The 23,573-nt window shown below is 74.0% G+C and carries 23 protein-coding genes; 11 read left to right on the top strand and 12 right to left on the bottom strand.

Annotation, left to right across the window (positions count from 1 at the left end):
- From EIZ62_RS26985 to EIZ62_RS26975, 3 genes are all read right to left on the bottom strand, one after another.
- Positions 1-735 carry an SseB family protein gene (locus tag EIZ62_RS26985; protein ID WP_156695277.1) on the bottom strand — a complete coding sequence of 245 codons (735 nt, stop codon included), beginning with the start codon at positions 733-735 and terminating at the stop codon, positions 1-3.
- A gap of 22 nt (positions 736-757) precedes the next feature.
- Entirely contained in the window at positions 758-1,873 is a 1,116-nt protein-coding gene (gene mycP, locus EIZ62_RS26980; protein ID WP_244376304.1) for a type VII secretion-associated serine protease mycosin, read from the bottom strand.
- Positions 1,874-1,971: 98 nt separating this feature from the next.
- A complete protein-coding gene (locus EIZ62_RS26975) occupies positions 1,972-3,021 on the bottom strand; it encodes a hypothetical protein (RefSeq protein WP_341873987.1) in 1,050 nt (349 codons plus the stop codon).
- Positions 3,022-3,467: 446 nt separating this feature from the next.
- On the opposite strand from EIZ62_RS26975, the gene EIZ62_RS26970 reads away from it, so the two are divergent.
- Complete coding sequence (locus tag EIZ62_RS26970; protein WP_156695275.1) at positions 3,468-4,670, top strand: amino acid deaminase/aldolase; 1,203 nt, start codon at positions 3,468-3,470, stop codon at positions 4,668-4,670.
- 12 nt (positions 4,671-4,682) lie between these two features.
- Here the strand turns inward: EIZ62_RS26970 and EIZ62_RS26965 are convergent, their stop codons facing one another.
- The 5 genes from EIZ62_RS26965 to EIZ62_RS26945 all read right to left on the bottom strand — a co-directional run bounded on the left by EIZ62_RS26965 (position 4,683) and on the right by EIZ62_RS26945 (position 10,487).
- Entirely contained in the window at positions 4,683-5,576 is an 894-nt protein-coding gene (locus EIZ62_RS26965; RefSeq protein ID WP_156695274.1) for a DUF2510 domain-containing protein, read from the bottom strand.
- A 9-nt stretch (positions 5,577-5,585) separates the two neighbouring features.
- The gene (locus EIZ62_RS26960; RefSeq protein WP_156695273.1) at positions 5,586-6,875 is read right to left on the bottom strand and encodes an HAD family hydrolase; all 1,290 of its coding nucleotides are present in this window, start codon (positions 6,873-6,875) and stop codon (positions 5,586-5,588) included.
- Between the two features lie 77 nt (positions 6,876-6,952).
- On the bottom strand, positions 6,953-7,735 hold the full coding sequence (locus EIZ62_RS26955; protein WP_208828066.1) for a 3-oxoacyl-ACP reductase: 783 nt from the start codon (positions 7,733-7,735) through the stop codon (positions 6,953-6,955).
- Between the two features lie 5 nt (positions 7,736-7,740).
- Positions 7,741-9,114: an aldehyde dehydrogenase family protein gene (locus EIZ62_RS26950; protein WP_156695272.1), complete on the bottom strand. Its 1,374-nt coding sequence runs from the start codon at positions 9,112-9,114 to the stop codon at positions 7,741-7,743.
- Positions 9,115-9,122: 8 nt separating this feature from the next.
- Entirely contained in the window at positions 9,123-10,487 is a 1,365-nt protein-coding gene (locus tag EIZ62_RS26945; RefSeq protein ID WP_156695271.1) for a glutamine synthetase family protein, read from the bottom strand.
- A gap of 78 nt (positions 10,488-10,565) precedes the next feature.
- Between EIZ62_RS26945 and EIZ62_RS26940 the strand changes: the two genes are divergently transcribed.
- From EIZ62_RS26940 to EIZ62_RS26930, 3 genes are all read left to right on the top strand, one after another.
- A complete protein-coding gene (locus EIZ62_RS26940; RefSeq protein ID WP_156695270.1) occupies positions 10,566-11,312 on the top strand; it encodes a FadR/GntR family transcriptional regulator in 747 nt (248 codons plus the stop codon).
- 127 nt (positions 11,313-11,439) lie between these two features.
- Positions 11,440-12,882: an ethanolamine permease gene (gene eat, locus EIZ62_RS26935; RefSeq protein ID WP_156695269.1), complete on the top strand. Its 1,443-nt coding sequence runs from the start codon at positions 11,440-11,442 to the stop codon at positions 12,880-12,882.
- Between the two features lie 11 nt (positions 12,883-12,893).
- On the top strand, positions 12,894-13,586 hold the full coding sequence (locus tag EIZ62_RS26930; protein WP_156695268.1) for a gamma-glutamyl-gamma-aminobutyrate hydrolase family protein: 693 nt from the start codon (positions 12,894-12,896) through the stop codon (positions 13,584-13,586).
- 53 nt (positions 13,587-13,639) lie between these two features.
- Here the strand turns inward: EIZ62_RS26930 and EIZ62_RS26925 are convergent, their stop codons facing one another.
- Positions 13,640-14,539, bottom strand: a complete 900-nt coding sequence (locus EIZ62_RS26925) for a LysR family transcriptional regulator (protein WP_208828064.1) — start codon at positions 14,537-14,539, stop codon at positions 13,640-13,642.
- 70 nt (positions 14,540-14,609) lie between these two features.
- On the opposite strand from EIZ62_RS26925, the gene EIZ62_RS26920 reads away from it, so the two are divergent.
- Positions 14,610-15,761 (top strand): TDT family transporter, encoded by a 1,152-nt coding sequence (locus tag EIZ62_RS26920; protein WP_156695267.1) that lies wholly within the window; start codon positions 14,610-14,612, stop codon positions 15,759-15,761.
- Here EIZ62_RS26920 and EIZ62_RS26915 read toward each other — a convergent pair.
- Together EIZ62_RS26915 and EIZ62_RS26910 are read right to left on the bottom strand one after the other, a co-directional pair.
- On the bottom strand, positions 15,679-16,404 hold the full coding sequence (locus EIZ62_RS26915) for a helical backbone metal receptor (RefSeq protein ID WP_156695266.1): 726 nt from the start codon (positions 16,402-16,404) through the stop codon (positions 15,679-15,681). The two genes, EIZ62_RS26920 and EIZ62_RS26915, sit on opposite strands and share 83 nt — an antisense overlap.
- On the bottom strand, positions 16,404-17,018 hold the full coding sequence (locus EIZ62_RS26910) for a helix-turn-helix domain-containing protein (RefSeq protein WP_156695265.1): 615 nt from the start codon (positions 17,016-17,018) through the stop codon (positions 16,404-16,406). The genes EIZ62_RS26915 and EIZ62_RS26910 overlap by 1 nt, the downstream gene beginning before the upstream one ends.
- Before the next feature lie 204 nt (positions 17,019-17,222).
- Here EIZ62_RS26910 and EIZ62_RS26905 point away from each other — a divergent pair, with 204 nt between their 5' ends.
- Together EIZ62_RS26905 and EIZ62_RS26900 are read left to right on the top strand one after the other, a co-directional pair.
- A complete protein-coding gene (locus EIZ62_RS26905; protein WP_156696617.1) occupies positions 17,223-18,128 on the top strand; it encodes a 5'-3' exonuclease in 906 nt (301 codons plus the stop codon).
- A 68-nt stretch (positions 18,129-18,196) separates the two neighbouring features.
- Complete coding sequence (locus EIZ62_RS26900; protein WP_208828062.1) at positions 18,197-19,048, top strand: siderophore-interacting protein; 852 nt, start codon at positions 18,197-18,199, stop codon at positions 19,046-19,048.
- Between the two features lie 351 nt (positions 19,049-19,399).
- Here the strand turns inward: EIZ62_RS26900 and EIZ62_RS26895 are convergent, their stop codons facing one another.
- Positions 19,400-20,101, bottom strand: coding sequence for a MerR family transcriptional regulator (locus EIZ62_RS26895; protein ID WP_156695264.1), 702 nt, complete (start codon positions 20,099-20,101; stop codon positions 19,400-19,402).
- Positions 20,102-20,220: 119 nt separating this feature from the next.
- Between EIZ62_RS26895 and EIZ62_RS26890 the strand changes: the two genes are divergently transcribed.
- The 4 genes from EIZ62_RS26890 to EIZ62_RS26875 all read left to right on the top strand — a co-directional run bounded on the left by EIZ62_RS26890 (position 20,221) and on the right by EIZ62_RS26875 (position 23,548).
- On the top strand, positions 20,221-21,201 hold the full coding sequence (locus EIZ62_RS26890; protein ID WP_244375981.1) for a hypothetical protein: 981 nt from the start codon (positions 20,221-20,223) through the stop codon (positions 21,199-21,201).
- Positions 21,198-21,749 (top strand): ABA4-like family protein, encoded by a 552-nt coding sequence (locus EIZ62_RS26885; RefSeq protein ID WP_156695263.1) that lies wholly within the window; start codon positions 21,198-21,200, stop codon positions 21,747-21,749. Before EIZ62_RS26890 ends, EIZ62_RS26885 begins: the two co-directional genes overlap by 4 nt.
- A gap of 4 nt (positions 21,750-21,753) precedes the next feature.
- The gene (locus EIZ62_RS32185; protein WP_156695262.1) at positions 21,754-21,954 is read left to right on the top strand and encodes an ADP-ribosylglycohydrolase family protein; all 201 of its coding nucleotides are present in this window, start codon (positions 21,754-21,756) and stop codon (positions 21,952-21,954) included.
- A 241-nt stretch (positions 21,955-22,195) separates the two neighbouring features.
- A complete protein-coding gene (locus EIZ62_RS26875) occupies positions 22,196-23,548 on the top strand; it encodes a DUF8189 domain-containing protein (RefSeq protein WP_156695261.1) in 1,353 nt (450 codons plus the stop codon).
- Positions 23,549-23,573 lie beyond the last annotated feature (25 nt).

Below are 23,573 nucleotides of genomic sequence, written 5' to 3'. Positions count from 1 at the left end.
TCAGGCCTTCACGTAGAAGGGCTCGCCCGGGGGCGTGGCCGTGGCCGGCAGGACTGCCAGGTCGAGGCCGCGCACCAGGCGGGCCCTCAGTGTTTCGTCCGCCGCCAGGGCGCGGGCCACGCGCTGGGCCGCCCCGGCGGGCGGCGCGTCGGGGGCGAGCACCAGGGCGAGGGTGCCGTCCGCGGTGCCGGGGCCGAGGTGGGCGCGCAGGACGGAGGGCTCGGCGGCGACCACGGCGCGGACCGCGGCCGTGACGGCGGGGTCGGCGAGCGGGTCGGTGGAGGTGCGGCCCTCGGCGAGCGCCAGCAGCGCGGGACCGGTCAGCTGGTACGGCACCGGCCCGGCGAGGTCCAGCACGAGCGTGTCGGCCTTCTCGTGGGCGGCGGCCTGGAGCGCCTGGTGCAGGGGTACGGCGACGGGGCGGGCGGCCGGGTCCCACAGGGCGAGCGACGCCAGGGACGTGAAGGCGGGCAGGGCGCGGCGGTCACCGGCGGTGAGCGTCGGCACGGCCATGTCGCTGGTCTTCTCGCGGCGCAGGCCGGTCGCCTCGTCCTCCTCGACCTCCCCGAGGACGGCGACGACGGGCACGAGCAGCCGGGCGTCCTTGAGGGCGGCGAGGACGCGCGGCTCGGCGGCCCGGTCCGCGGCCCAGGCCGCGAGGGCCTCGGCCAGCGCCGGGTCGGCGGTGCCGTCGTCGTCGGAGAAACCGGGGTCAGGGATGTTCTTGAGCGCCACGCGACGAGCCTAGCCGCGGGCGTCAGCGCCCGGTGGCGCGGCCCCCGCGCCACAGGACGACCGCGGCGGCCAGCAGGAGCACGCCGAGGCCGCCGCTGACGGGCGCGAGCAGGCCGGCGCCCTCGTCCTCGCCGGACGCGGCCGCCGGCCCCGGGCCGAAGTACCGCTTGCCGTAGCCGGCGGTGGCGGCCTTCAGGTCGGCCGGGCGCAGCTTGGCGCCCGCCTGGATCGCGGCGGCCGGGTCGACCGTCCCGTAGCCCTTGTCGATGTCGTGGCCGCCCGCGGGGCGCTCCCGGGCGGTGTCGGTGAGCAGCTTCTTGACCTGGGCCGGGGTCAGGCCCGGGTGCGCGGACCTGACCAGGGCGACGGCGCCCGACACGAACGCCGACGCGGCGCTGGTCCCCCAGCCCTCGTAGTACTTGCGGTCGGGGTCAGGGATGACGATGTCGACGCCGGGCGCGCTGACGGTGGCGTACCAGCGGCTGGTGGAGAAGGCGGCGTGGGTGCCGAACCGGTCGACGGCGGTGACCGCGATGACGCCGGGATAGGCGGCGGGGTACGAGATGTGGTCGCCCTTGTCGCCGCCGTTGCCGGCCGAGGCGACGACGACGGCGCCCTTGGAGAGGGCGTACTGGACGGCGGCGTCCTCGCCCGCGTCGGGGTGGGCGGTCTCGCTGTCGTCGCCGAGGGACAGGTTGATGACGTCCGCACCCTGGTCGACGGCCCAGCGGATGCCCTGCGCGAGGGCGGTGCCCCGGGTGTTGCGGGCCTTGGCGCGGGCCGGGTCGCCGCCTTCGAGGATGACGCGGACGGGGAGGATCTTCGCCTCGGGTGCGATGCCGAGGACGCCGTCCTCGCGGCCGGGGCCGTGCCCGTGCCCGGCGATGATGCCGGCCATGGCGGTGCCGTGGCGGGCCCAGGCGCGGTCGCCGCTCTTGGCGCCGAAGCCGATGAGGTCCTTGCCGGGCAGGACGTTGCCCTCGAGGTCGGGGTGCGTGGCGTCGACGCCGGTGTCGAGGACGGCGACGGTGATGCCCGCGCCCTTGGTGGTGCGCCACGCCTCGGTCGTGTGCATCGCCTCCAGGCCCCACTGCTGGGCGCGGATGGTGTCGGCGTGGGCGGGCGCGGCGGGGAGCACGGCGAACGCGGTGGCCGCGAGGGCGGCGACGACGGCGGTACGGCGTGGGCGGCGGGGCGGGTGGGTCCGGTGCGCGGTCCGGGGGCTGGTCCGGTGGGTCAACGGGGCTCCTGCGTGGCCTTGCCGGTCGTCGCGGTCGTACGGATGCCGCGCTCGATGCGGTCGGCGATGCCGTCGGCGTCGTGGCCGAGCCCCGCCTGCGCGGGCGTGCTCGTCTGCCCCTCGGCCATCGCCTCGGCGGCGGGCTGCGGGTCGTCGACCGTCCTGCCGTCGGCGAAGCCGGACACGGCGTAGACGATGACGGGTACGTCGGTGAGGACGCTCACCCGCCAGCTGGCCCGCTGCTCGTCGCCGAAGCGGGCGGCGACGGTGCCGGGGGCGGCGAGGGTGCGCGGCAGGAGGTCGGTGCGCTCGTCGAGGCTCTCGCCGGCGAAGCGTTCGCGCAGCGCGGTCATGGCGGGGCGGTCGGCGTCGGTGAACACCAGGCCGACGGTGGTGACGCTGGTGGAGGTGGCGTCGGTGTACGTGGCGCGCAGCACGCGCTCGCACCCCACCGGCTGCACGGTGCGCAGCAGCAGCGGGTCGAGGGCACCCGTGCAGGGCCCGTCGGGCGCGACGGCGACGCGCGTCCAGGTGCGGTCGGCGCGTCCCGGTCCGGCGCCCTCGCCGTCGAGGGTGCGGGGGAAGAGCGTGTCCACGGGGACGTCGTGCCAGAGGCCGCGGGCCTCGGTGAAACGGTCGGCGGACCGGGCCGCCGAGTCGCCCACGAGCCACGCCCCGGCGGCGGCTCCGCCGGTCAGCCCGAGCCCGAGCACCAGGCACGCGACGGCCCCCGCGGTCCGGCCCGGACGCCTGGCGGGCACGGGGCGCAGGCGGGTGGTGGTCTCGGCGGGCGTCTCGGGCGGCACCCAGTGCGGCCGGGGCGCGGCCGCCGGGGCGCTCCCGGATCCGGCTCCGGGCCGCGGGGTCAGGTCCACGGCCCCGACGGGCCGCCGCCGCGTGGGCGGGGTGGCGGCCGGTTCGCCCTGCGGGGCGGCGGGCGGCACGGGACGCAGCCGGGCGGTGGTCTCGACGGGCGGGGCGCCGGGCGCCGGGGAGGCGGGTCCGGTCGAGCCGGTACGCGGACCCGGCGGCCGGGTGGGCGCCACGGCCGGCCCGGCGCCGGGCGGGGACGTCGCAGCCGCGAACGCCGTACCCGGACCGGACGCGGTCCGTGCACCGGGCGCGGAAGGCGCGGAAGCCCGACCGCTCGGCGGCCGGGCCGCCACCTGCTCGGGCAGCGGGCGGGGGCGGCGGATGCCGGGCCGGGCGCGGGTGCCTGCGTGGGTGCCTGGGCGGGGGGTGTCGTGGGGCGCGGCGGTATGGGAGGGCGGCGGTCGGCGGGGGCCGGGCGGGAGGACGGGTGTCGTGCCTCGGTGCTCATCCGCCCCCCTCGGTTGCCGTACGGATCGCCTTGCGGGGCAGGCCCGTTCGTCAGCGCGTGGGTAACTCTACGGGCTGTGCGCACCGGGGCGGGAACGAGACCGCAGGTCGGGGCGGATCTGACCGGATCGTCCCCCTACCCCCGGGTAGACGGTTCTGGCAGGCTCTGGCCATGACTCCGCGTGCCGCTGACCGGGCCCGGTACGACCGGGCCACCGCCCATCTCGACGCGCCCGTGGCCGTCGTCGACCTGGAGGCGTTCGACGCGAACGCCGCCGACCTCGTGCGCCGGGCCGGCGGGAAGCCGGTCCGGGTGGCGAGCAAGTCCGTGCGCTGCCGGGCACTGCTGGAGCGGGTGCTGGCGCGCGAGGGGTTCGCCGGTGTGATGTCGTACACGCTCGCCGAGTCGCTGTGGCTGGCGCGGGCCGGGTTCGACGACGTGCTGCTGGCGTACCCCTCGGCGGACCGCCCCGGTTTCGCGGAGCTCGCGGGGGACGCGAAGCTCGCGGGCGCGGTGACGGTGATGGTCGACGACCCGGCGCAGCTGGAGCTGATCGACCGGGCCCGGGACGGCGGCGCGGAGGAGGTGCGGGTGTGTCTGGAGCTGGACACGTCGCTGCACCTGCTGGGCGGCCGGGTCAGGGTCGGGGCGCGGCGTTCGCCGTTGCGCACGCCGGCGCAGGTGGCGGAGCTGGCCCGGTCGGTGGCCCGCAGGCCGGGGTTCCGGCTGGTGGGGCTGATGGCGTACGAGGGGCATGTCGCCGGGGTGGGCGACGCGGTCGCGGGGCGGCCGGTGCGGTCGCGGGTGGTGCGGGTGATGCAGGCCGCGGCCCGCCGGGAGCTGGCGGCGCGCCGGGCGGCCGTGGTGGCGGCGGTGCGGGAGGTGGCGCCGGACCTCCGATTCGTGAACGGGGGCGGGACCGGGAGCGTGCAGCACACGGCGGCCGAGGAGGCGGTGACCGAGATCGCGGCCGGGTCGGGGCTGTTCCTGCCGCGGCTGTTCGACCACTACACGTCGTTCACGGGCCGCCCGGCGGCGCTGTTCGCGCAGCCGGTGGTGCGCCGGCCGGGGCTGGGCGTGGTCACGGTGCTGGGCGGGGGGTACCCCGCGTCGGGTGTGGCGGGCCAGGACCGGTCGCCGGTCCCGTACCTGCCCGAGGGGCTGCGCTACGACCCGCAGGAGGGGGCGGGCGAGGTGCAGACCCCGCTGCTGGGGTCCCCCGCCGACGATCTGCTGATCGGCGACAAGGTGTGGTTCCGGCACGCGAAGGCGGGCGAGCTGTGCGAGCGGTTCGGCACGCTGCACCTGATCGAGGGCGACCGGGTCACGGCGTCCGTGCCGACGTACCGGGGCGAGGGCCGGACGTTCCTCTGACCGGCCGGCCGCTCAGGGGCCCATGGTGCTGCCCACGCCGCCGCCGGTCGAGCTGCCGATGGGGCGGATGCCGCGGGTGATCTCGTCCATGGTGGCCGGCGGCGGCGCGCCCGGCCCGGCGGAGAAGACGTACCGCACGATGACGGGCGACTCGCTGCCGCGCGGCGAGGGGAACGCCAGGGACTGGACGTATCCGCCGGGGCCCTCGTTGGTGGTGACCCGCCAGCGGACCAGGTGTCCGGTGCGTCCGGCGACGACGGCGGGCCGGTCGGCGACCACCTCGTGGGAGCGGATGCCGCCGTGGGGGCGGACGCCGAGGACGTCCTCCTCGTAGGCGCGGTCGGCGGCCTTCCCGATGTCCTCCAGGGCGATGGCCCGGGGGTCGTCGGTGGCGGCGACCGCGGTGGCGGTCATGGCGGAGACCGAGCCGCGTGTGCACCGGCGGCTGCTCGCGGCGGGGCAGGGGTCGTCGGCGACGGTCGAGACGGTCGGCAGGTCGTCCGTGGTGCGTTCGGGCTTCTCCCAGCCGTCGAGTACGGGCAGGGTGATGCCGTTGAGCTGGTCGACGACGGCGGTGGGGTCGTCCTCGTCGCCGTCGGTGGGGGACGCGGACGGGGGCGGCGGTGCGGGCGCGGTGCTCGCCCGGGGCGGCGCGGGGCTGTTCCTCGCGCCGGCGGCCGGCTCGTCGCCCGGGCGGAGGACGACGGCCGCCACGGCGACCGCCGCCACCGTGGCGATCGCGGCGGCGATGCCGAGGGTGCGGCGGGGCCGTCGCTCCGCGGGCCGGGTGGCCCTCGCGGTGGTGGAGGCGCGGGTGTGCCCGGTCCAGGCGGTGCCGTCCCACCAGTGCTCGGCGGCGGGGTTGCCGGGATCCGGGTACCAGCCGGGCGGGCTCGACATGCTCATGCGGTCAGCTTAGGCGGCGGGCACGGTGTCCGGCTGGTCCGGTACGACGCTCCCGTCGGCCCGGCGGACGGGGCCGGGGGTGCCGTCGGACGCCGTGTAGCCGGTGGTGGCGCAGGGGTAAGGGGTGGTCTTGCGCGGGTTGGGGTGGAGGAACATGGGGTTGACGATCCAGCGGCCGTCGGCGTTGTCGTAGGCCCGGCACATCACTTCGTTCTTGTTGCGGTTGAGGACCAGCCGGAGGGCGGTCGCGTCGCGCAGGAAGGAGATGTCGGTGTCGGAGTCGCCCGCGGCGAACACCTGCCTGCGGTGGGCGGGCTGGACGCGCTCGGCGGCGGCGCCGCGTACGCCGAAGACCTCCTGGTTGATCCAGCAGCGTTTGCCGTCTATATAGGTGATCATCGAGTCGTCGCCGTCGGGGACGGTGCCGCAGCCCTTCAGCCGCGCGGTGAGGCGGCCGTGTTCCACGACGTTGCGGATGCCGATGGCCCGGGAGGGCCGGATGCCGGCGCCCCGCGCCCAGACGTCGACGACGGGTTCCGGCGAGGCGGAGGTGATCCACACGTCGAAGCCGGCCCCGTGGAGGGTACGGACGAGGTCGCGCTGCTGGTCGTAGTAGCGGACCCAGCCGGTGACGTCGGTGCTGCCGACGCGCTGTTCGGCGCCTATGGGCGCGGTGAGGTTCTCGGCGCGGGCGGCCTCGGCGAAGGCGCGGATCTGGCGGGGCGTCCAGCCGTGCAGGAGCTGGGCGAACCAGGCGTACTGGGGCTCCATGCGCCGGTGGTCGAACCCGCTGAAGGCCGTCTCGCCGCGGGTGGTCGTGCCGTCCGCGTACACGCTGCGGATCTCGTCGGCGCAGTCGGTGTCCGTCGCGGTGGGGAGGGTGGCGCGTACGCCGGTGCCGCGTCCGGGGTTGGGGCAGGCTCCGGCGAGGGCGGCGGCGGCCTCGTCGGTGAGATGGCGGCTGGTGGTGTGCCAGTCGCCGTCGCGGGGAGGGCGGATCCTGCTGTTGCGCAGGAGCCAGAACATGGTGGCGTCGCCGACGTCGTTCTTGATGACGGTGTTGTCCCAGTCGAAGACGGCGACGGGTGCGGGGCCGTCGACGCGGTTGCCGCCGCAGCGGCCGTGACGGTCGATCAGTTGCTGGAGCCGCGCCCGGTTGTCGCCGTACCAGCCGTCGGACGCGGGCAGGCGCGGGCAGGGCCGGGGCTGCGCGCCGGCGGTCGTCGACGCGGCCGTGAGGCCGGTGACGGTCAGGGCGAAGGCGGCCGCGGCGACGGCCCAGCGGCGTAGGTCGGTCACGTACACGCTCCTGGTCTATGCAGGACAGCCGGGCGTCGTGCGACGCCCGGCTGTCGGGAAGGTGGAGGGCGGGTGAACTACAGGGGGGTGACGTAGGCGCCGGAGATGCCGCCGTCGACGAGGAAGTCGGTGGCGTTGACGAAGGACGAGTCGTCGCTCGCGAGGAACGCGACGGCGGCGGCGATCTCCTCGGCCTCGGCGAAGCGCCCGGCGGGGATGTGGACGAGGCGGCGGGCCGCGCGCTCGGGGTCCTTGGCGAACAGCTCCTGGAGGAGCGGGGTGTTCACCGGTCCGGGGCACAGGGCGTTGACGCGGATGCCCTCGCGGGCGAACTGCACGCCCAGCTCGCGCGACATGGCGAGGACGCCGCCCTTGGAGGCGGTGTAGGAGATCTGCGAGGTGGCGGCGCCCATGATGGCGACGAAGGAGGCGGTGTTGATGATGGAGCCGCGGCCCTGGCGCTGCATGTAGGGGATGGCGGCCTTGCAGCAGAGGTAGACGGAGGTGAGGTTGACCTCCTGGACGCGCTTCCAGGCCTCCAGGCCGGTGGTGAGGATGGAGTCGTCGTCGGGCGGGGAGATGCCCGCGTTGTTGAAGGCGATGTCGACGCTGCCGTAGGTGTCGTACGCGGCCTTGAAAAGGGCGTCGACCTCCTCGGCGTCGGTGACGTCGACGCGTACGAAGGTGCCGCCGACCTCGTCCGCGGCGGCCTTGCCGGCCTGCTCGTCGATGTCGCCGCAGACGACGTTCGCTCCCTCGGAGGCGAGGCGGCGGGCGGCGGCCAGGCCGATGCCGCTGCCGGCGCCGGTGATGACGGCGGTCCGGCCGGCGAGGCGGCGGCACACAGTGTTGTCGGTCATGTCGGTCAGGCCTCCGTGCTGATGAAGACGTTCTTGGTTTCGGTGAAGGCGGTGAGGGCGTCGGGGCCGAGCTCCCGTCCGAGGCCGGACTGCTGGTAGCCGCCGAACGGGGTCCAGTAGCGGACGCTGGAGTGGGAGTTGACGGAGAGGTTCCCGGCCCGGACGGCGCCGGAGACGCGCAGGGCGCGGCCGACGTCGCGGGTCCAGATGGAGGCGGCGAGGCCGTACTCGGTGGCGTTGGCGAGCCGGATCGCGTCGGCCTCGTCGTCGAACGGCAGGACGACGGCGACGGGTCCGAAGATCTCCTCGACGGCGGCGGGCGCGTCGGGCGCGAGGCCGGTGAGGACGGTGGGCGGGAACCAGAAGCCGGGGCCCTCGGGGGCCTTGCCGCGGATGCCGGCCGCGTCGTCGGGGACGTGTCCGCGCACCCGCTCCAGCTGGGTGCGGGAGATCAGCGGGCCCATCTGGGTCTTCTCGTCGGCCGGGTCGCCGACGACGATCTCCTCGACGGCGGGGGCCAGCAGTTCCATGAACCGGTCGTGGACGCTGCGCTGGACGAGGATGCGCGTGCGGGCGCAGCAGTCCTGTCCGGAGTTGTCCAGGAAGGACATGGGGGTGGCGGCGGCCGCGGCCTCGATGTCGGCGTCTGCGAAGACGATGTTGGGGCTCTTGCCGCCGAGTTCGAGCGTCACGCGCTTCACCCGGCCGGCGCACTTCGCCATGATGCTCTTGCCGACGCGGGTGGAGCCGGTGAAGACGATCTTGGCGACGCCGGGGTGCGTGACGAGCGCGTCGCCGGTGACGGTGCCGGCGCCGGGGAGGACCTGGAAGAGGTGCTCGGGCAGGCCCGCCTCCAGGGCGAGTTCCGCGAGGCGCAGGGCGGTCAGCGGGGTGGTCTCGGCCGGTTTGAGGAGGACCGCGTTGCCGGCCGCGAGGGCGGGGGCGGTGCCCCAGGCGGCGATCGGCATGGGGAAGTTCCAGGGCGCGATCACTCCGACGACGCCCAGGGGTTCGAGGACGGTGACGTCGAGGCCGCCGGGGACGGGGATCTGCCGGCCGTTGAGACGCTCCACTCCCCCGGCCGCGTAGTCGAGCAGGTCGCGTACGTTGCCGGCCTCCCAGCGGGCGTTGCCGAGGGTGTGGCCGGCCTCGCGGACCTCCAGCCGGGCCAGTTCCTCGGCGTGTTCGTCGACGACGGTCGCGAACCGGCGCAGCAGGCGGGCGCGGTCGGCGGGGGCCGCCGCCGCCCACCCCCGCTGGGCGGCGGCGGCGCGGGTGACGGCCGCGTCCACGCCGGCGGCGGTGGTGGCCGGGACGGTCGCGACGACCTCTTCGGTGGCGGGGTTGAGGACGAGGTGCTCGGTGGGCTCTGTGCTCACGGGGGTCCTTACAGGCGTTCGAAGGAGCGGCGCAGCTCCCAGTCGGTCACCGCGGCGTCGAAGGCTTCGAGCTCGACCCGCGCCATGTTGCGGTAGTGGGCGACGACCTCGTCCCCGAAGGCGGCCTTTGCGATGGGGCTGTTCTCCCACAGTTCGGCGGCCTCGCGCAGGGTGGTGGGGACGTGGGCGTAGTCGGCGGTGTAGGCGTTGCCCTCGCACGGCTCGGGGAGTTCCAGCTGCTGCTCGATGCCGTACAGGCCCGCCGCGACCAGGCCGGCGACGGCGAGGTACGGGTTGACGTCGCCGCCGGGGAGGCGGTTCTCGAAGCGCAGGGAGCGGTCGTGGCCGACGACGCGCAGGGAGCAGGTGCGGTTGTCGTAGCCCCAGGCGACGGCGGTGGGGGCGAAGGAGCCGGGCTGGAAGCGCTTGTAGGAGTTGATGTTGGGGGCGTAGAGGAGGGAGAAGTCGCGGAGTGCGGCGAGCTGGCCGGCGAGGAAGTGGCGCATGACCGGTGACATGCCGCCGGGTCCGTCGCCCGCCATGACGTTGCGGCCGTCCTCGTCCTGGAGGGAGAGGTGGATGTGGCAGGAGTTGCCCTCGCGCTCGTTGTACTTCGCCATGAAGGTGAGCGAGACGCCCTCCTGGGCGGCGATCTCCTTGGCGCCGGTCTTGTAGATGGCGTGCTGGTCGCAGGTGACGAGGGCCTCGTCGTACTTGAAGGCGATCTCGTGCTGACCGGGGTTGCACTCGCCCTTGGCGGACTCGACGGTCAGTCCGGCGGTGGCCATCTCGTTGCGGATGCGGCGCAGCAGGGGTTCGATGCGGCCGGTGCCGAGGATGGAGTAGTCGATGTTGTACTGGTTCGCCGGGGTCAGGTCGCGGTAGTCGGCGTTCCAGGCCTGTTCGTAGGTGTCCTTGAAGACGATGAATTCGAGTTCGGTGCCGACGTGGGCGGTGAAGCCGTGTCCGGCGAGCCGTTCGAGCTGGCGGCGCAGGATCTGGCGGGGCGCGGCGACGACGGGGGTGCCGTCGTTCCAGTGGAGGTCGGCGACGAGCATCGCCGTGCCCTCGTTCCAGGGGAGGCGGCGCAGGGTGGTGAGGTCGGGGCGCATGGCGAAGTCGCCGTAGCCCTTGGCCCAGGACGACATGTCGTAGCCGTCGACGGTGTTGAGCTCCACGTCCACGGCGAGGAGGTAGTTGCAGCCCTCGGTGCCGTGGTGCAGTACGTCGTCGAGGAAGAACGGTGCGGCGAACCGCTTGCCCTGGAGCCGCCCTTGCATATCGGGGAAGGCCAGGACCACTGTGTCGATCTCACCGTTCGCGACGAGGGTACGCAGTTCCTCGACGCCGAGCGGGGGTTTGCGGTCTGCCACGGGATTACTCCTCCTTCGGTCAGCCGGGAGCCATAAGGTATTGCGGAAGACCATTGCTTGGGAAGGGGAAACGGCGAGGTGGCGAAGAAGAGCCCGGGCCGCGGGCCCGGGGACCGGTTGGCGCCCGTGCTGCGGCCGGTGCGCGCGGGCAACGGTTTCGAGGAGGCGCTGGAGCAGATCCTCCAGATCGTCCGGCTCGGGCTCGTGCCCGGGGGCGAGCGGCTGCCCGCGGAGCGGGAGCTGGCGGACCGGATGGGCATCAGCCGGGTCACCCTGCGCGAGGTGCTGAAGGTCCTCCAGGAGCAGGGCCTGGTGGAGAGCCGGCGCGGCCGCTACGGCGGAACGTTCGTGCTGCACCGGGACCGGACGCCCGGCGACTCGGGCGAGGCGGAGCTGCGGCGCCGGATCGCGTCGGTCGACGTGGAGGACACCCTGCGCTTCCGCGAGGTGCTGGAGGTGGGCGCGGCGGGGCTGTGCGCGGCGCACGGTCTGCCCGAGGAGGGCGCCGAGCGGCTGCGTACGGCACTGCGGGCGACGCACGACGCGCCGCTGGAGGACTACCGGCGCCAGGACACGCTGCTGCATCTGACACTGGCGGAGCTGTCGGGCTCGCCGACGCTCATGGCGCAGTACGCCGGGGTGCGGGCGTCGGTGAACGACCTGCTGGACTGCATCCCCCTGCTCGTACGCAACCTGGAGCACTCGCAGGCGCAGCACACCGCGCTGGTGGAGGCGGTGCTGGAGGGCGACGCGGACGCGGCGCGCGAGGTGATGCGGGAGCACTGCGCGGGGACGGCGGCGCTGCTGCGGGGTTTCCTGACGTGAGGGGCCGGGCACCAGCGGCCCCGGGCGTAACCCGAAAGTAACGCAGGGGTCTTGCGCTCACGCCCGCCCACCGCAAAGGTATGGGTCCATTCCATTGGGTCCCGACCGACGCGGGAGCACTGCTGCCATGACGCTGGAAGAAACCAAGGACACACCCGTCGCCGCCGACGACTACCTGCGGCGCCGGGCGCTGCGGCAGGGCAGCGCGGGCTGGCTGCTGCTCACCGGGCTCGGGGTCGGATACGTCGTCTCCGGCGACTTCTCCGGCTGGAACATCGGCCTCGCCGAAGGCGGCTTCGGCGGGCTCGCCATCGCCACCGTTCTGATGGGCGTGATGTACGCCTGCCTCGTGTACGCACTCGCCGAACTGTCCGCCATCCTGCCGGCCGCGGGCGGCGGCTACGGCTTCGCGCGCCGGGCGCTCGGCACCTGGGGCGGGTTCCTCACCGGAACCGCCATCCTCATCGAGTACATCCTGGCCCCGGCCGCCATCTCCATCTTCATCGGCGACTACGTCGAGTCCCTCGGGCTGTTCGGCCTGGAGTCGGGCTGGCCCGTCTACCTCGCCTGTTTCGTGATCTTCATCGGCATCCACCTGTGGGGCGTGGGCGAGGCACTGCGCTTCAGCCTGGTCGTGACCGCCATCGCGGTCGCCGCGCTCCTCATCTTCGCGGTCGGCGCCTTCACCGAGTTCCACGCGGACGGCCTCAACGACATCCCGGCCGACCCGGCGGCGTTCGGCTCGAACTCGTGGCTGCCGTACGGGCTGCTCGGCATCTGGGCGGCGTTCCCGTTCGGCATGTGGTTCTTCCTGGGCGTGGAGGGCGTGCCGCTCGCCGCCGAGGAGGCCAAGGACCCGGTGCGGTCCATGCCGCGGGCGCTGTCGCTGTCGCTGATGGTCCTGGTCCTGCTCGCCGTGCTGACGTTCTTCGCGTCGACCGGTGCCCGGGGCTCGGCCGCCATCCAGGACGCGGGCAACCCGCTGGTGGTGGCCCTCCAGGGCGACGGCGACCCGACCGCGCTGAGCCGGTTCGTGAACTACGCGGGCCTGGCGGGCCTGGTGGCGTCGTTCTTCTCGCTCATCTACGCCGGTTCGCGGCAGCTGTTCGCCCTGTCCCGGGCCGGCTACCTGCCGCGCTTCCTGTCGCTGACCAGCCGCCGCAAGTCCCCGTACCTGGGTCTGCTGATCCCGGGCGCGATCGGCTTCGCGCTGGCGGCGGGCACCGGCGACGGGGCGCGGATGCTGAACATCGCCGTCTTCGGCGCCACCATCAGCTACGCCCTGATGGCCCTGTCCCACATCGTGCTGCGGCGCCGCGAACCGGACCTGCCGCGCCCGTACCGCACGCCGGGCGGGATCCTGACGTCCTCCGTCGCCTTCGTGCTGGCGCTGTCCGCGCTGGTGGCGACGTTCCTGGTGGACAAGGACGCGGCGTTCATCGCGCTGGGCGTCTACGTCGTCGCCCTCGCGTACTTCGCCTTCTACAGTCGGCACCGTCTCGTCGGACACGCGCCCGAGGAGGAGTTCGCGGCGCTGGCCGCGGCCGAGGCCGAGCTCGAACGCAACTGAGAGGAACCCCTGTGCCTGCCAAGCCGCTGATCGGCGTCACCACCTACCTGGACCCCGCCGCCTGGGGCGTGTGGGACATGCGGGCGGCGCTGCTCCCCGAGGTGTACCCGCGCCTGGTCCAGGGCGCGGGCGGCATCGCCGCGATGCTCCCGCCGGACGCCCCGGCCGTCGCAGCCGACGCGGTCGCCCGCCTCGACGGCCTGGTCGTCGCGGGCGGCGCGGACGTGGACCCGGCCCGTTACGGCGCCGACCGCGACCCGCGCACCGGGCCGGCCGCGGACGAGCGGGACGCGTGGGAGCTGGCCCTGATCGAAGCGGCGCTGGCGCACGGTACGCCGGTGCTCGGCATCTGCCGCGGCATGCAGCTGCTGAACGTCGCCCTGGGCGGCACCCTGGTCCAGCACCTGGACGGCCACACCGGTGGCGTCGGCGTCTTCGGCGCCCACACCGTCAAGCCGGTGCCGGGAACGCGGTACGCCTCACTCGTCGCCGAGGCGGTGACGGTGCCCACCTACCACCACCAGGCCGTCGACCGGCTCGGCACCGGGCTCACCCCCTCGGCCCACGCCGAGGACGGCACGGTGGAGGCCGTCGAGCTGTCGGGCGGCCCCGCGGGCGGCCGGTGGGCGCTGGGCGTCCAGTGGCACCCGGAGATGGACGCGGACCTGCGGGTGATGCAGGGCCTGGTGGCGGCGTCCGCCTGACGGCTGCCGGCGAGGGGTGCGCCCCCGGTACGCCGGTTGCCGACCTGGCGTCGCTACCCCCGCGCCAGGGACAGCAGGTCGCGGGCGGGGCCCGGGGGGAGGGGGCCGGTGGGCCAGACGGCGCGGAGGGCGCGGTGGAGGTGGACGCCGTCCACCGGGATCTCGACGAGGCGGCGGGACGACAGTTCCTCGGTGACCGCCAGTTCGCTGAGCACCGCGGGGCCGGCGCCGCTCACGGCCGCGCCCTTCACTGCGGTGGTGGACGCCAGTTCCATCAGCGGGTCGGCGAGGCCGCCGTACTCGGCGAGTGCCGCGTCCAGGACCTGGCGGGTGCCCGAGCCGTACTCGCGCAGCACCAGGGGCGTGGCCGCCAGTTCCGCGGGGGTGAGCGGGGCACGGCGGCGGGCCCAGCGGTGGGACGGCGCGGCGACCACCACGAGCCGGTCGTGGGCGACGACCACGGCGTCCAGGCCCTCGGGGACGGCGACGCCCTCGACGTACCCCAGGTCCGCCTCCCCGGCGAGCAGGCTGGCGGCGACGACGGTGGAGTTGCCCGCCTGGAGGGAGACGGCCGTGTCGGGGCGTTCGGCGCGCAGGGCGATGAGCCAGCCGGGCAGCAGGTACTCCGCGATGGTCATGGACGCGGCCACCCGCAGCCGCGAGTCGCGCCGGTCGCGGAGCGCCTGGGCACCCGCGTCGAACGCCTCCGCCGCCTCGACGACCCGCCGCGCCCAGTCGGTGACCAGGGCGCCCGCGTCGGTGAGCCGGGACCCGCGCGGGGAGCGGTCCACCAGTGCCACGCCCAGTTGCCGTTCCATGGAGCGGATGCGGCTGCTCGCGGCCGGCTGTGTGATGCCGACCTCGCGCGCCGCCCGGCCGAGGCTGCCGTGCCGGGCGACGGCGAGCAGCAGTTCCAGGGCGCCGAGGTCCGGCACGCGGTGCGAGATAGCCATAACCCCAGTTTATGGGGTCATAGGACACTGATCTCTGGTGGGTGCCATCCACGCAGGTCAGGGTGGGTGCATGGCACTCCTCGCACAGCCCCCGACACCGCAGCACCCGGCACCGCAGCACCCGATACCGACGGCCCCGGTGTACCGCGCTCCGGCGGTCCGTCACCTCGGGCCCAACTGGTACGCGACGGTGATGGGGACCGCGATCGTGGCCAACGCGGGCGCTTCGCTGCCGGTCGCGGTGCCGGGCCTGCGCACCGCCTGCGCCGCCGTGTGGACGTTGTCCCTGCTGATGCTGCTCACCCTGCTGGCGGCCCGCTCGGCGCACTGGTGGCACCACCGGGACCAGGCCCGCGCGCACCTCCTGGACCCGGCCGTGGCCCCGTTCTACGGCTGCCTCGCCATGGCGCTGGTCTCCGTCGGCGGCGGCGCCGTCATCGTCGGCCGGGACGTCATCGGGCCGGACGCGGCGGTCGCCGTCGACGCGGTCCTGTACGTGGCGGGGACGGTGGTCGGACTCGCGGTCGCCGTGGCCGTCCCGTACCTGATGGTGGTGCACCACCGGGTCGACGCCGCCTCGCCGGTGTGGCTGCTGCCCGTCGTGTCGCCCATGGTGTCGGCGGCCCTCGGCCCGCTCCTGGTGCCGCACCTGCCGCCGGGGCAGTGGCGGTGGACGCTGCTGGTCGCGTGCTACGGGATGTTCGGGCTGAGCCTGCTGGCGACCCTGGTGATGCTGCCGCTGGTGTTCGGCCGGCTGATGACCGGCGGGCCGCTGCCGCTCGCCCTGACGCCGACGCTGTTCCTGGTGCTCGGGCCGCTGGGCCAGTCCACGACGGCCGCCAACCAGTTCGCCGACGCGGCACCGCCCGGCCTGCCCCACGCCGCCGGGCTCGCCGTCCTCTACGGCGTGCCCGTCATGGGCTTCGCGCTGCTGTGGCTGGCGCTGGCGGGCGCGATGGTGCTGCGGGCGCGGCGCCGGGGCATGGGCTTCGGGATGGCCTGGTGGGCGTTCACCTTTCCGGTCGGGACGTGTGTGACGGGCGCCGAGGGGCTGGCGCGGCACACCGGGCTCGACGGGCTGCGGTGGCTGGCGGTGGCGCTGTACGTGCTGCTGCTGGTGGCGTGGCTGACGGCGGCCGTCAGGACGGCCCGTGGACTGGCCGGAGGAGTGCTGCTCGCAGCGCCGCCGGCGCCCCGGCCAGTGACGGCCCGTACCACGTGAGGTACCGGCCGTCGACGAGGGCGGCGGGCAGGCCGTCGAACGCCTCCGGCCCGTCGTCGGCGGTGAAGCGGTACGGCTCGTCCGGCAGGACGACGAGGTCGGCGCCGCGGGCACGCAGCTCGTCGAGCGGAACGCGCGGATAGCGCTCGGGGTGGTCCGCGTACACGTTCATGACGCCGAGGCGGGCCAGCAGGTCGCCCGCGAAGGTGTCGCTGCCCAGCACCATCCAGGGGCGGCGCCAGATGGGCACCACGGCCTTGCGGTGCGTGTCCGGGGCGACCGCCGCCCACGCCGCCTCCGCCTCGTCCAGCCAGCGCGGCCGGTCCGTGACCCCGCAGGCACGCAGCACCCGGTCCAGTTCGGCGAACGCCTGCTCCAGGCCGCGGACCTCGGTGACCATGACGTCCAGCCCGGCCGCGCGCAGGGCGGCGAGGTCCGGCTCCCGGTTCTCCTCCTCGTTGGCGACGACGAGGTCGGGGCGCAGGGCGGCGATCGCGGCGACGTCCGGGTTCTTCGTACCGCCGATACGGGTGACGGCCAGCCCGGCGGGGTGGGTGCACCAGTCCGTGGCACCGACCAGCACGCCCGGGGCCGTCACGGCGACGGCCTCGGTGAGGGACGGGACCAGCGACACGACCCGCACTAGGCGTCCTTCTCGCTCGACGGCCGGGTCCGCGCGCCCCTGGCTCCGTTCCCCGTCTGCGCACCCTGCTCGGCCGTCCTGGTCTCGATGTGCTCGGCGACCGCGACCACCAGGACCCGGGTGTGGGGGTCGCCCGCCCGCCAGCGGTGGCGTACGCCCCCCGACAGGTACAGGGTGTCGCCGCGCTCCAGCCGGTACGCCTGCCCCTCGGCCTCGACCTGGGCGGTGCCGTCGGCGACGTACAGCATGGCGTCGTTGCGCAGCACGAGTTCCCGCCCGGCGTCGTGCTCGCCGGTGAACTCCTCGGCGTGCATCTGGTGCTCGCCGCGCACCAGGGCCCGCGCGCCGGCGTGCCCGGGGTCGCCGGCGGCCCGTACGACGTCGACCGTCCGCGCCGGGTCGGCCGCGTCGAGCAGCGCCACCGTCGTGGTCTCCAGAGCGTCGGCGATCTGCTGCAGCGAGCGCTCACTGGGCCGGGCGCGCTCGTTCTCGATCTGGCTCAGGAAGGGTACGGACAGCCCACTGCGCGCGGCCACCGCGGCGAGGGTGAGCGCCATGGCTCTTCGCCTCCTGCGGACGGCCACGCCCACCCGGAGCGTCTCCTTCTCGTCCATGTCCTCGGCTCCCTCCCTCTGCGACCACCTTACGCAGCGGCGGTACCACCGAGTAGCGCAACGGGAGGGAAAGACGCGAAGGGGACGGCCCGCTCGAACGGCCGGAGGGACGGAACCGTCCTCGGACGGCGCCGCCCCTCCGGCCGGCGGGGCGGCCGGGTGTCAGTGGGGTGCGGCATGATCGGGGTTGTGACGCGACGCCTGATGCTCCTCGACACCGCTTCTCTGTACTTCCGCGCCTATTTCGGCGTTCCTGACTCCGTGAAGGCCCCGGACGGCACGCCGGTGAACGCCGTGCGCGGGCTGCTGGACTTCATCGCCCGGCTGGTCCAGGACCACAGGCCGGACGACCTGGTGGCCTGTATGGACGCGGACTGGCGTCCGGCGTGGCGGGTGGAGCTGATCCCGTCGTACAAGGCGCACCGGGTGGCGGAGGAGACGGAGACGGGGCCGGACGAGGAGGAGGTGCCGGACACGCTGTCGCCCCAGGTCCCGGTGATCGAGGCGGTGCTGGACGCGCTGGGCATCGCCCGGGTGGGGGTCGCGGGGTACGAGGCGGACGACGTGATCGGGACGCTGGCCGGGCGGGCGGCGGGCCCGGTCGACATCGTGACCGGTGACCGGGACCTGTACCAGTTGGTGGACGACGCCCGCGGGGTGCGGGTGCTGTATCCGCTCAAGGGCGTGGGCACCCTCCAGGTCACGGACGAGGCGTGGCTGCGCGGGAAGTACGGCGTGGACGGCCCGGGGTACGCGGACCTGGCCCTGCTGCGGGGGGACCCGAGCGACGGCCTGCCGGGCGTGCCGGGCATCGGCGAGAAGACGGCCGCCAAGCTGCTGGACGCGTTCGGCGATTTGGCCGGGATCCTGGCGGCGGTGGACGACCCGAGGTCCGCGCTGACGCCCGCGCAGCGCAGGCGGCTGGACGAGGCCAGGCCGTATCTGGCGGTCGCGCCGAAGGTGGTGCGGGTCGCCGGGGACGTGGCGCTGCCCTCGTTCGATCCGGCGCTGCCGGTGGAGCCGCGTGACGCGGCCGAGCTGGAGCGGCTGGCGGCGCGGTGGGGGCTCGGCGGGTCGCTCGACCGGCTCCTCACCACGCTCCGGGACTGAGGCCGCGTTCCCCGGCCACGGGTGTTAACTTAGGTAAGCCTAAGCACCCAACATCCCGGGAGACCACCGTGGCGGATCAGCCGGCCCGTAAGGCACCCAAGGCGCAGGAGGCGCGCGTGGTGCGCACCGAGCGGCTCACGCCGCACATGGTGCGCATCGTCCTCGGCGGTGACGGGCTGGCCGGGCTCGCCGCGGACGAGTTCACGGACCACTACATCAAGCTGCTCTTCGCGCCGCCCGGCGTGACGTACCCGGAGCCGTTCGACATGACGCGCATCCGGGAGGAGTTCCCCCGCGAGCAGTGGCCCACGACGCGGACGTACACGGTACGGGCGTGGGACGCCGCCCAGCGGGAGATGACGGTCGACTTCGTCGTCCACGGCGACGAGGGCCTGGCAGGCCCGTGGGCGGCGAACGCGCGGGTGGGCGAGACGGTGCGCTTCCTGGGCCCGGGCGGTGGGTACGCGCCGGACCCGGCGGCGGACTGGCACCTCCTCGTGGGCGACGAGAGCGCGCTGCCCGCGATCGCCGCGTCGCTGGAACGGCTGCCGGAGGACGCCGTGGGGCGCGCCTTCATCGAGATCGAGTCCCCCGACGACGAGCAGAAGATCGCACTGCCGCCCGGCGTCGAGCTCCACTGGCTGCACCGTGGCACCCGGCCGGTCGGCGAGGCGCTCCTCACCGCCGTACGGACACTCGACTTCCCGCCCGGCGACGTGCACGCCTTCGTCCACGGCGAGGCGGGCTTCGTCAAGGACCTGCGCCGCCACCTCCGCCTGGAACGCCAGGTGCCCCGCGAACGCCTCTCCATCTCGGGCTACTGGCGCCTGGGCAAGTCGGACGAGGCCTGGCGGGCGATCAAGCGCGACTGGAACGACCAGGTCGAACGCGAACAGGAAGGCCGCCCGACCGCGGCCTGACGCCGACGGGTCGGGCGGTGCGGCCCGGAGCCAGGGGCCGGCGGGCCCGGCCCCACGGTCGGCCCGGAGCCGCCGCGGCCGGCGGGCCGACTGCCCCGCCGACGCCCGGCGCGCAGTCGTGGTGCGGTGACCGGCCGGGCGGGTGCGGGTGCCGGGTGCGGTGCGCCTCGCGTACGTACGCATGACCGCCGTGCGCGGCGGCGCGCTCACGCGAGCCGAGCGCGCCCGGAGGGCCCGCCCGGCGCCACCGCCGGGCACCCGCCCACCGCTCGAACCGCCCGACGGGCGCGCCGCCCCCAGCGTGGCACCGCCAACCGCTCAGGCTCCGCCCCCGCCGTCACCCCCCGCCCGTCACCCCGCCGCCGCCCCCGGCCCCGATGCGTCGCCGTCCTCGCCGTCCTCGCCACCCCGGGCACCGATGCCGGTCCTGTCGCCGTACGCCCGGGCGGAGGCGTCCACGTGGGCGAGGCGTCGCAGCGACGCGAACACCGCGTCGCCCAGCACCGTGCCGATGACCGCGCTCTCCACCAGGTCCTCGCGCTTGGCGTTTCGTGCCACGTACGCGAGGTCGGCGGCGGCGACACGCTCCGCCGCATCGGCGTAGTCGTCCAGCAGTTCGACGTACGCGGCATGGCCGACCCGCCGCAGCGCGGCGAGCGCTGCGGCGAGCGCCTCGGCCTGCGGGCTGTCCGTGTTGGCCCGCCAGCCTCGTTCGCCGATGAACTCGGCCACCGCGACGCGAGTCGCCTCCAGTTCCGCGTCGGGTTCGCCGGCGTGGCGCGGGGCGAGGCGGTCGGCGGCCTCGCCCAGCACCTTGTGCACCGGCCGGTCGTCGTCGTCGACCGCGTCGAGCACCTCCCGGATGGCGGCGACCGAGAGGCCGCCCACCTCCAGGAGGGCGCGGATCAGCCGCAGTCTGCGCTCGTGGGACTCGTCGTAGCTGGCCTGGTTCGGACTGCTCAGCCGCCCTGCCGGGAGGAGTCCCTCCCGTACGTAGTACTTGACCGTCGGCACCGAGACCCCGGTCCTGCGGCTCAACTCACCGATGCGCACGCCGCCTTCACCCACTTCGTTTCGTCACGCCCTTGCCAACTCGCTCCCCATCCTAGATAGTCTCACTATCAGATAGCGGATAGTGCCACTATCCATGATGGTCAGGGGGGTCATCAAACATGTCCGTTCCCAGCCGCTTCGCCGGCCTGCACAAGCCATTGACGGTCTTCTCGGCCACGATGGCGGTCCTCGCGGTCGTGTCCGCCGTCGGCATGGTCGTCGACGACCGCGTCCTCGTCGGGTCGGCGATCTGGTTCAAGCCGTTCAAGTTCTCCGTGTCGTTCATCGCCTACTCCATGTCGCTGGCCTGGATGCTCTCGCTGCTCCCCCGCTTCCACCGGGCGGGCTGGTGGGCCGGCACCGTCGTGGCGGTGACGAGCGCGATCGAGATGGTGGTGATCACCGGACAGGTGATCCGCGGCAGGCGCAGCCACTTCAACCACGAGACGCCCCTCGACTCCGCGCTGTTCGACGTCATGGGGGCGACCATCGTCGTGCTGTGGGCCGCGACCGTCGTCATCGCCGTCCTGCTGTTCCGCGCCCGGCTCGCGGACCGGGACTCCGCCTGGGCCATCCGGCTCGGCGCCCTCATCGCGCTGGCCGGTGCCGCGCTCGGCTTCCTGATGACACGGCCCACGCCCGACCAGCGGAGCAACGCCTCGAAGATCGTCGGCGCGCACAGCGTCGGCGTCCCGGACGGCGGCCCCGGCATGCCGCTCACCGGCTGGTCGACGGGCGGCGGCGACCTGCGGATCCCGCACTTCGTCGGCATGCACGCGCTGCAACTGCTCCCGCTGCTGGTGCTCGCCCTCCTCGCGCTGGCCCCGCGCGTCACCCGGCTGCGCGACGAGCGGGTCCGGCTCCGCCTGGTGCTGGTGGCCTCGGCGGCGTACGCGGCCGTACTGGCCCTGCTGACCTGGCAGGCGCTGCGCGGCCAGCCGCTGATCCGTCCTGACGCGGCGACCCTCACCACAGCGGCCGTGGTCCTCACGCTCACGGCGGCGGCCGGCTGGGCCGCACTGCGCCGCCCCACACCCGCGCCCCCGCTCGCGCCCGTCCGCACCACCACCGCCGACACCACCCCGGAGCACGCGGCATGAGCGTCTTCCTCTTCGAGTTGTCCTTCTGCCTGGCGGCACCGGTCTGGCTGCTGATGATCTTCGCGCCGGCCTGGTCCTGGACGTCCCGGATCGCCGCCTCACCCCTCACGGTCGTCCCGGTCCTGCTGGTCTACCTCGGTCTCGCGGCCCCGGTGGCCCCCGAACTGTGGGTCGCCGTACGGGAACCGGACCTGGAGGCGTTCCGCGCCCTGACCTCCCTCGCCGACGGAGCCGGTGCCATCTGGGCGCAGGTCGTCGCCTGGGACCTGCTCATCGGCCAGTGGATGTTCCTGGAAGCGCGCCGCCTCGGCCTCCACCCGGCCTTCACCGGCCCGCTGCTGGTCCTGACCGTGTTCCTCTCCCCCATCGGGCTGCTGCTCTTCCTGGCCGTACGGGCGGCGACGCGCACGGCCGGAGGCACGACTGGACGCACAGCCGCACGCCGGGCGCCCGAAGACGCGGCGCCGCGCCCGGACCCCCACGACCGCCACGACCGCCACGACCGCCACGACCGCCACGACCCCCACAACCGTCCCGCCCTACCCTGACCACATGTCACCCGCACTCCGCTCCGCCCATGTCGTCGGTACCGTCCTCGGCTCAGCCGTCGGGGACGCGCTCGGCGCGCCCTTCGAGCCTGTCGGCGTTCGATTTGAGGGCAGGGCCGGGGCAGTCGGGAACAGCCGGTGGGAGCGGACCGCCTGGCAGGCAAGGCTGTCGCTCGGCGCGGTGCCGGGGCTCAAGGTCAGGTAGGACACCGCCGTGGGCGGGCGCGTGCGCCGTCGCTCCCGTCCGCGCCTGGTGACAGCCGGCTCGGTTTTCACCGTATGGACGGTCATGGCTGTTTTCCGCCAGATTGAGTAGCCCCTGAGGCCAGTCAGTGACTCTATACAGTCATCACGCTGCGCTATGTGTGCATCCTGATCTCCGCCGGGGTCCTCGAGTACCGAGCCCGGGCAGGCCGGTACGACACTCGCCAATGGAGAGGGAGATCATGGCTATTGACCAGTCCACCGAGTCCCAGGACAGCACGCCGCAGAGCAGCGGGCTCTACGACACGCCACCGCCGGAGCTGGCGGAAAGGGCGGAGCACGCACGCAAGGAGCTGGAGGCGCTGGGCGCCACCGTTCGGTTCGAGGCGAAGTGGTGGGGTTTTGAGGTTCACCTGAACCAGGCGGCGGTGGACGCGTACCTGGAGATCAAGGACCTCCTCGCGGACATCCTCGGCGAAGCTCTCAAGGAGCCCCTGTCGACGCTGGTCACTCTGGCGGCCATGGCGCAGAAGGTCTGGGTGCAGGCGGTGTCGAGGGGATATGGCTGCAAGCTGGTCTCGCCGTGGATTTCGCCGACGATGCTCATCCCGATCGGGATCAATCCCTCCGAGGACCCCAACTTGTGGTGGACGGTGCTCGGTCGGAACGCGGATACCGGTCACTTTCAGTGGAACGAGGACACCATGTTCCCGGCCCATGCCAGCGCCGCGAACCCGGCGGCGGCGGTGTTCAACAGCCGTCTGATCCTCGTCCACCGCGGCTTCGACGACCAGCGGCTGTGGTGGACCTCGTTCGATCCTGACAATGGCTGGTCTGTGGACACGGAGTTCGGCGCCCACTCCAGCGCCGCCGGCCCGGCTCTGGCGGTGTACGACGGGAAGCTGCACTGCGTTCACCGCGGGCACGGCAGCGACACCAAGTTGTGGCACACCACCTTCGACGGCCGGGGCTGGTCCGCAGACAGGCCGCTCGGCGCCCATTCCAGCTCTGCCGGCCCGGCTCTGGCGGTGTACGACGAGAAGCTGCACTGCGTCCACAAGGGTGCCAGCTCTGATAGCACGCTGTGGCACACCACCTTCACCAGCTCGGGGGGCTGGACCCAAGACACCCCGCTCCCCCGCCACTCCACAGCCTCGAACCCTGCACTGGCGGTGTATGGCGGCACGCTCCACATGGTCCACCGAGGCAGCGGCAACGACACCTCCCTGTGGCACACCACCTACACGAGCGCCGGGGGCTGGGGCTCGGACAACAAGTTCCGCGCCCACTCCAGCCTGGAGGGGCCCGGCCTGGCAGTCTTCGACAACAGGCTCTACTGTGTCCACCGCGGCCACGGCAACGGGGACCAGAACCTGTGGTGGACCAGCTACAAGCCCGGCAGCGGCCCCTGGACCGACGACCAGAAGTTCCCCGGCCACACCAGCGGCGCCGGACCAGCGGTCGTCGTCTACCGCGACAAGAACGGCACGCAAGACCAACTCATGGTCATTCACCGCGGCTACGGCAACCGCGCCGCCGGCACCGACAGCGCCGAAGTGCAGGCACAGATCGCCGCCGAGGAAGACGCCAGCTGAATCCGAAGTGCTGCACTACTGCTGT

It is taken from the genome of Streptomyces ficellus (assembly GCF_009739905.1).
Lineage (GTDB): Bacteria > Actinomycetota > Actinomycetes > Streptomycetales > Streptomycetaceae > Streptomyces > Streptomyces ficellus_A.
This window is presented reverse-complemented; position numbering and strand designations above follow the sequence as displayed.